Genomic DNA, 7,086 nt, shown 5'->3' on the forward strand with positions numbered 1-7,086 from the left:
GGTTAACCTTTTCCCTTTCCTTCCTTGCCCACTGGCTTCGCTTCATTTTTTACGCTGGGTGATGCCGGCGCTGAAGGCACTATTCTATCGTCAGGTTTCTGCTCCTCTTCTTTCTTCTTGCGCTTGCCATTCATTTCAGGTAACAGGCTGAAGTCTTTGTCTTCGAGGCCATCCGGTACGGAGAGAAAAATACGGTCGCCTTCTTCAAGGCCACCCACTACCACGGCATCGTTGGCGTTGGTCTCCCCTACTATCACTTCCTGCTTGATGGTGTTGATACCCTGTTTCTTGTACACGAAGGTGATGGAATCGAAATGACTGTGAAGGCTTTCGAGCGGAATGTACAGCACACTGTCTTTCACACTTACGATCACTTTGTTGCTGGTGGTCATGGAAGGCCTCAGGGTTGGGTCGGTGCCGTTGATCTCCACGGAAACCTCGAACACCTTGGCATCGGAGTTGGGGCGCTGCTCGCCCACGTTGGCTACGCGGATCACAAAACCCGCCAGCTTTTTATCAGGATAGGCATCGAGACCGATCTCCACTTTCTGTCCCGCTTTCACCTTGCGCACATCCACTTCGTTGACATAAGTTTTTGAAAGCATTTTGGTCAGGTCAGGCAGCATGGCCACTTTGGGATCCCACATCTGGATCTGAGAACCTGCTTTGATCGGTTTGCCATCCCAGCCTTTTTCGTAGATCACCATGCCGTCTTCGGGAGCCAGAACCCTGAACGCTTCGAGCACCTTGGTCATGGCGTCGAACTCGTTCCGCACTTTTCTGAACTCGGCAGACACTTCACGCATCTTCTCCACATTCTGGTTACGTTTGATCTTGTAGTTCTCAAGCGCCTGCTCGTATGAGCGTTTTGCTTTATCGAGGTTGATCTCGGCCTGTTTGATGGTGGCGGGAGGCTCGAACTTGGATTGTTCGAGGATGATCTCTTTTTCTTCCACACCATATTTCAGGTTGATGAGCTCATCGCGCGACTGGCGCAGCTGAAGGGTGGTGTCGAGCTGTGTTTGTACAAATTTCGAATTGGCTTTCTCGAGCTCGATCTGTTTTTCATTGAACCTGTTCTGAAACTCTGACCGGTCGAGGGTGGCCACCCAATCACCTTTTTTTACAACGGTTCCCTCATCGACAATGTCCTGAATGGTGACCTGCCAGATCCTGAAATCGCGAAGGCTTGCCGGCCCGAGGATCTTCACGGAGTTTTTGGCCTCCAGCTCCCCCGTGGTCTCGATCTCCACCTTGAATGGACCGCGTTTCACATTGGCCAGGATATCGGCCACTTCGCCGGACTTGTTGCCCTTCACGATGAAATAGGCAATAAGCAACACAGCTATCACGCCAGCACCAATGATCAGGTTTCTTTTCATGTCTTTTTTATTTGGTCAAAAAATGATTACTCTAAGATAGCGCAATGGTTACACTTGCTTCAGCCATTGAGATAATTTCCTTCCCCGCAGTGTAAAATAAAAGGCTGGCGTATAGTGAAGGTCTCCCTGCCATACGCCAGCCGCTCTCAACATCAACGTTTATACTATACCTAAAGTTATTGAACGGGTCCCTTTTTTACCGAGAATTTTGCCATTCCGGCCGCTTTATCAATCTTACCCATATTGAGATCCTTCAGTACTGAGCCTTTTATGCCAAGCTCCAACGTTGAGGGTATACCGCAGCCCTCACATTTGGTAAGCGAAATATTAAATACCAGCACTTCTTCATCGCCCAGTGTTTTCAGGGTGCGGCCGTATTCGAGGATGTTCTCCTTGAACTCACGCTCAAACTGGGGATAGAGCTCCTTCACCTTCTTGTTACGGGTGGCCTGATCCATATCTTCCAGCCCCTGGGTAGGCATTGAAAACCGTTTGAAGTCACGATCTTCGCTGCTGCTGTAAACCCTCATGTAGTAGATCACACCGTAATCCTTGAGGCGTTCGTAGTAGATATTGTTTTCACCGAAATAAGTCTTGGAAAGGTCAGGGCGATACAGCCTGTTGATGATGCTGGAAAGCAGCTCCAGGTCCGGTTCTTTCACCTCCACGGTTTCAGTGTTCACCACTTTCAGCTTGGCAAGGGTCTGCTCACGGGTAGCTTTACCCTGTTTGAAAGCAACAACATCTGCTTTGGTACCTTCGACGGAAATGTGGGTCCGCTGTCCCCTGAAGTACCATGACCTGCCGGGCTCATCCTGGTTGGTGACAACGATCCTTTCATTCGGTCCCAGCTGGCTGATGAGGTCGCCATAGTCGAGAATGAAATCTTTCGAAGCTTTGATCATCCTGTTGTTGAATTCATCGCGGAGGCTGTCATTGACAACCCTTCTTTTTTCCTTCACCTTTTCCTTCAGCTTGTAGCCGTCATCTTCTTTCTCTTTGGCGGGAGGGTTGGGCTTTGTCGTTTTCACTTCGCCGATCCCATTCACGATCACGGGGGCCTGATCATCGGAGTAGTAATAAGTACCAGAGCGTACGGTCACACCGTTACCGCTGATCGAAAAGGCCATGGGCATTGCATAATCTCCGGGGATCCGGAACGTAACGCCGTATCCTTCCTGATACCTTCCATTCACATCAATGCCGATGTAGCGCTTATCCGGGCTAACCTCGTGCTTGATCAGCGTAGCGAGCACATTCTCCGCCACTTCAATATCGCGCGTCATGCGCTCTTCATCAATTTTCTGAGCTACTAAAACCTGCGAGTGCAGTGACAACGCCAGTATTCCACTCACCCAGATCTTTATCATCTTTTTCATATCCTTCTGTATTGGTCGTTAAAAGTTTTATTTATCTCTGTTATAATATTATAAGCGCGATTCTGCATTGCTATGGGACCGCCTGCATTTAATCCTGTCAGTCCTCTAATCCTGTTAATCCTTTATCCCGTTGGTCCCGATCAATCCTTTAAATCCTTTAATCCTGTAAATCCTGGTCTCAGTTCTTTATCTCCTTCGACTCCTGCGGCGCCCCAACGGTGGTGATAATGCTCGTCAGGATCTGCTCCGTTTCCTGCTTGAAGATGTTCGTGTTCTGCTGCAGGCTGTTGAGCTGTGTCTGTACTACCTGCAGATCGTTGGTGTGTTGCTGCTGCATATACTGGGCAAAATCCACCAGCAGGTCTTCAATGTATTTTTTCTGTTCACCGGATGTCAGTTGAAAATAATCTTTCACCATCTGCGCGTTCTCTGTCTGGATAGTGGACACATATTGCCTGATCTGATCCTGCGATGCGGTGGCTGCCTGGCGTACAAGCTGATCGATGCGGGCCGAGCTTGCGTTCAGGTTCCTCCGGATGGAAACATCCAGCTTTGCCTGCGTCTCTTTCCAGCTGGCCTGCTGTGCGAGGTTGTTCTCGTTCAGCGATGCATTGATCATCTGCTGTACTTCACTGGCGGTCAGCGCTTGTGTTGGAGGAGCGCTTTCGCGGATGGGTTGCGCCTGTTCTTCACCGAAGCTCAGCCGGAACTCATGGTTCGAAACGCTGATGCGTGTACCCGTGATCCTGCCAACCAGAATGATCAGCAGCAGCGATGCCGCAATGCTCACAATGGTTTTGAAATAAGGGCTGCTCCAGAGCATGCGTTGCCGTGTGTCGCCTATAAAAATGGGGGGCGCGATCACCTCCTGATCTTCCACCGTGCTCATCATTTTACGCAGCCTGCGAAACTTCTCGAACTCCGCCCTGGCTTCAGCATCTTCCAGCAGGTACCGGTCTATCTTCTCCTTCTCCTGCCCCTCGAGCTCACCGTAGAGGTAAGCCATCCAATCTTTTTCGTCTGGTTTATAGTTCATAGCCGATCGTATCTTTATTGATGTTCTTCTTTTCCAGTATTTTTCTCAGCCCGTCAAGTCCGTAATACATTCTTGACTTCACTGTGTTCTCAGAAATGTTGAGCACTTCCGCGATCTCCCTGAATTTCAATCCTTCGTATTCTTTCATGATCACCACTTCACGTTGCTCTTCGTTCAGTTCCAGCAGTGCCTCCTGCAGAATATCGGAGAGCTCAACCTGCTCCAGCTGCCGTTCGGGATTATCAAGCCGCTGGCCCGATCCTTCCCATGCGGGCGATTCTTCGGCTTCCCTGTTCCATACCTGGTCAAAGGAAAGCGAGCGGCTGTTTTTGTTTTTCCGGGCTTCCTCGCGACAGTTGTTCACGGCGATCTTGTAAAGCCACGACTTGAAACGGGCAATATCCTGTAAACCCGCCAGGTTCCGGCACATGGAAATAAAGGTCTTTTGCGACACTTCCATGGCCAGATCGTGGTCCAGGAAGAATTTGTACCCGAAATTGTAGATCCGTTTATACCACAATTGAACCAGTTTGCCCTGGGCACCCTGGTCTCCCTGCCTGGCCCTTACGATCAGGGTCTCGGAATGCATCATCGCGATGTCCAGTAGAGTTTCTGCATGCATAGCTGCCATTTTCAGCCCTTCCGCCCGTTTCCGGGACAGTTTCACCGTTTCATGATATAAAGATGGCACGGAGGGGGGAATAGTTTTAGACAAGGAGATTTTTTTTGGTTACCGGTTGCCAGTTGCCAGCTAGCCGGTTTAGGGTATGTGATTTCAGACGTGTGAGCAATGGGGTCAATTTGGTATAAATACCGTCCCTGTTAATGCTATGCTTCGCCGAAACTGGCCACCCGGCAACCGGTAACCGGCAACTTTTTTATCTTTGCCGTCGCATGAAAAAACTGATCGCATTCATCATCCGGTACGTTCCGCGTAAATACCTGCAACGCGTGGCGGGAGTCGGGTTGAAAATATTAGGTTTCTTTTATTCCGGCAGCAATGTTACCTGCCCCATTTGCGGCAAGCAGTATGGCAAGTTTTTACCTTACGGGAGGATCAATCCGCGCCCGAATGCCTTATGCCCTAACTGCCAGTCGCTGGAGCGCCATCGCCTCATCTGGCTGTACCTGAAAGAAGAGACAGACTTTTTCAGTGGCAAAAAACAAGTGCTTCATATTGCTCCCGAAGCGTGTTTTATCAAACGTTTCGAAGCGCAGCACGGTGCGGGTTACATCACCGCCGATATCGAATCGCCACTGGCCAAAGTGAAGATGGATATCCATGACATCCCGTTCGCTGAAAACACGTTTGACGCCGTGCTCTGCAACCATGTGCTGGAGCATGTAAACGACGACATCAGGGCCATGCGCGAGATCAGGCGCGTGCTGAAGCCGGGAGGCTTCGCTATTCTGCAGGTGCCGTTTTTCAATCCCGTACCTGAAAAGACGTTCGAAGACGCCAGCATTACCGATCCGAAAGCGCGTGAAAAGGCTTTCGGGCAGGATGACCACGTACGCAAATATGGAAACGATTATCCGCAGCGCATGGAACGCGCCGGACTGAAGGCCATTGAAGATCCGTTCGTGAACAAGAAGACCGCGGAAGAAAGACAACGGTATGGGCTGGTGAATGGAGAGATCATTTACAAAGGCATCAAGCCTTAGGCCGAACGAAGACCTATATCATTCCCAGTAACCGATATCCAGAGTGGCGGTAAGCGCGGCGGGTCTGAGGGAACGAAGGATCCCCAGATCATCGCTACACACTCATTAGCGCACAGTACCAAGCGTATGCACTCCGTAATCTGGAGATCCTTCGCTCCGCGCAGCTCCTGCCCACAGGCTTCGCTCAGGATACCGGTCTTAGCGGGGAATTCGCTACTTATCCTTTACCCGCTCTTCGAGGGCTTTCACTTTCTCGTTGGTCTCTTCGATCTTTTTATTCGCTTCGATCAAATGCAACGTCAGCTCCTCCACTTTCTTCAGCAGGATCAGGTTCATCTCTTTTATGTTGAGGCCTTCGGCGTCCATCTCCTTTGCTGACGGAACTTCGGGCAGGTGTTTATTGGCTTTGATGTAAGCTTCGAGCTCGGCGAGGGAGAGAAGATTATAATCTTTTTCGAAGACGTAGTCAGGACCGGGGTTGGTCATGGCGATGTTCACTTCCTGAGACCAGATCTTTCCGTTGACGGCAAGTTTGAAGGTGCCGGGCTCGTTGGTTCCAATGCCCACGTTGCCATTGGATAGTATAACCATTTTGGTTTCAAGTTTCACCTGGTCGTTTGTTCTCGTTTTAAAGACAAGATTGCCGTAATTGCCCTGGTTACTGTCTTTGAATACGCCACTGATAGAAGCGAGTTCTTCGCTTATACCATTCCAGAAAACGAGCGCAGGACCAGCGTTGGCCACATAAGTATTCGGCATGCTCAATCTCATTACTTCACCCGAAGCTCCTACAGCATGAATCGGTGCCTGAGGGGCAGTGCCTATTCCGATTTTTCCATCTTGTGTAAAGAAAATTTTATCCTGATTGTCCTTGTTGGCGAAAACCAAATTATTTGACTGCCCGGGATGGTTATAGAATGCCCACCGCTTAGCATTATTTTCATATAGGCCGAACGATGAATACTCTCCGGAAGCCAGCGTATTAACACGTATGGTCCCAAGGGGATTATTGGCGGCCCTGACTTCCAATGGAGCTGATGGAGCAGCCGTTCCAACGCCCAGGTTGCCGTTATTCAAAATCGTTACCAGTCCGGAAGAAGTATAAAAGAAAATTCCACCGGTTCCCCAGTTTTTAAGGCGTATATCCGAAACGTCTTCTGTTAAGGTCAGCCAGTTTGTTGCATCACGATTTATCCGCAGCCCATCATTCCATCCATTGCCAATTTGCGAAATGGTAAATTTTCCTTCCGGAGTAGAGGTACCGACGCCCACATTAGTCGTCGTTCCGGCGGCAGCCTGTACCGTTCCGGGTATATACAGTTGACCTGAGGCAGTTGAAGTAACCCATACCAATAAGCAAAGGCAGTAGAGATTCCGTAGTGATTTCATTGATTTGATAAGTTGAAGTGATTTGCAGTGTGATTACCGGATGTATTGCTGACTTCTTCGTTGTTTTGACAATATCCGGGCGTGCAATATACACGCTTTTTTTTAAGGGTTAAGATTCAAACGGCATGCGCAATGGTACCGATGCAGTCGTCAGACCCCAGCCCCCAAACTCGTTCCCCCCATCCCTGGTCTGCCGCCGCCGCCCCCCAAAAAAAACCCCGCGCTCACCCGGCCG

The 7,086-nt window shown here is 49.9% G+C and carries 6 protein-coding genes; 1 reads left to right on the forward strand and 5 read right to left on the reverse strand.

All coding sequences use genetic code 11. The annotated features are described in order from the left end of the window. Positions 1-2: 2 nt before the first annotated feature. The 4 genes from KK083_RS11715 to KK083_RS11730 all read right to left on the reverse strand — a co-directional run bounded on the left by KK083_RS11715 (position 3) and on the right by KK083_RS11730 (position 4,419). The gene (locus KK083_RS11715; protein WP_254163417.1) at positions 3-1,382 is read right to left on the reverse strand and encodes an efflux RND transporter periplasmic adaptor subunit; all 1,380 of its coding nucleotides are present in this window, start codon (positions 1,380-1,382) and stop codon (positions 3-5) included. 176 nt (positions 1,383-1,558) lie between these two features. Further along, a complete protein-coding gene (locus KK083_RS11720) occupies positions 1,559-2,761 on the reverse strand; it encodes a hypothetical protein (protein WP_254163418.1) in 1,203 nt (400 codons plus the stop codon). Between the two features lie 178 nt (positions 2,762-2,939). Continuing rightward, positions 2,940-3,797: an anti-sigma factor family protein gene (locus tag KK083_RS11725; protein WP_254163419.1), complete on the reverse strand. Its 858-nt coding sequence runs from the start codon at positions 3,795-3,797 to the stop codon at positions 2,940-2,942. Further along, positions 3,787-4,419, reverse strand: coding sequence for an RNA polymerase sigma factor (locus tag KK083_RS11730; protein WP_254163420.1), 633 nt, complete (start codon positions 4,417-4,419; stop codon positions 3,787-3,789). The genes KK083_RS11725 and KK083_RS11730 overlap by 11 nt, the downstream gene beginning before the upstream one ends. 272 nt (positions 4,420-4,691) lie before the next feature. On the opposite strand from KK083_RS11730, the gene KK083_RS11735 reads away from it, so the two are divergent. Continuing rightward, the gene (locus KK083_RS11735) at positions 4,692-5,462 is read left to right on the forward strand and encodes a class I SAM-dependent methyltransferase (RefSeq protein WP_254163421.1); all 771 of its coding nucleotides are present in this window, start codon (positions 4,692-4,694) and stop codon (positions 5,460-5,462) included. 213 nt (positions 5,463-5,675) lie between these two features. Here the strand turns inward: KK083_RS11735 and KK083_RS11740 are convergent, their stop codons facing one another. Next, a complete protein-coding gene (locus KK083_RS11740) occupies positions 5,676-6,221 on the reverse strand; it encodes a tail fiber protein (RefSeq protein ID WP_254163422.1) in 546 nt (181 codons plus the stop codon). Positions 6,222-7,086: the final 865 nt, after the last annotated feature.

The organism is Chryseosolibacter histidinae (genome assembly GCF_018598225.1).
In the GTDB taxonomy this organism is placed as follows: domain Bacteria; phylum Bacteroidota; class Bacteroidia; order Cytophagales; family Cyclobacteriaceae; genus Chryseosolibacter; species Chryseosolibacter histidini.

Coding starts and splice junctions, on each gene's coding strand:
- KK083_RS11720 (WP_254163418.1), bottom strand. CDS start 2,761: ATGAAAAAGATGATAAAGATCTGGGTGAGTGGAATACTGGCGTTGTCA.
- KK083_RS11730 (WP_254163420.1), bottom strand. CDS start 4,419: ATGCATGCAGAAACTCTACTGGACATCGCGATGATGCATTCCGAGACC.
- KK083_RS11725 (WP_254163419.1), bottom strand. CDS start 3,797: ATGAACTATAAACCAGACGAAAAAGATTGGATGGCTTACCTCTACGGT.
- KK083_RS11735 (WP_254163421.1), top strand. CDS start 4,692: ATGAAAAAACTGATCGCATTCATCATCCGGTACGTTCCGCGTAAATAC.
- KK083_RS11715 (WP_254163417.1), bottom strand. CDS start 1,382: ATGAAAAGAAACCTGATCATTGGTGCTGGCGTGATAGCTGTGTTGCTT.
- KK083_RS11740 (WP_254163422.1), bottom strand. CDS start 6,221: ATGCCGAATACTTATGTGGCCAACGCTGGTCCTGCGCTCGTTTTCTGG.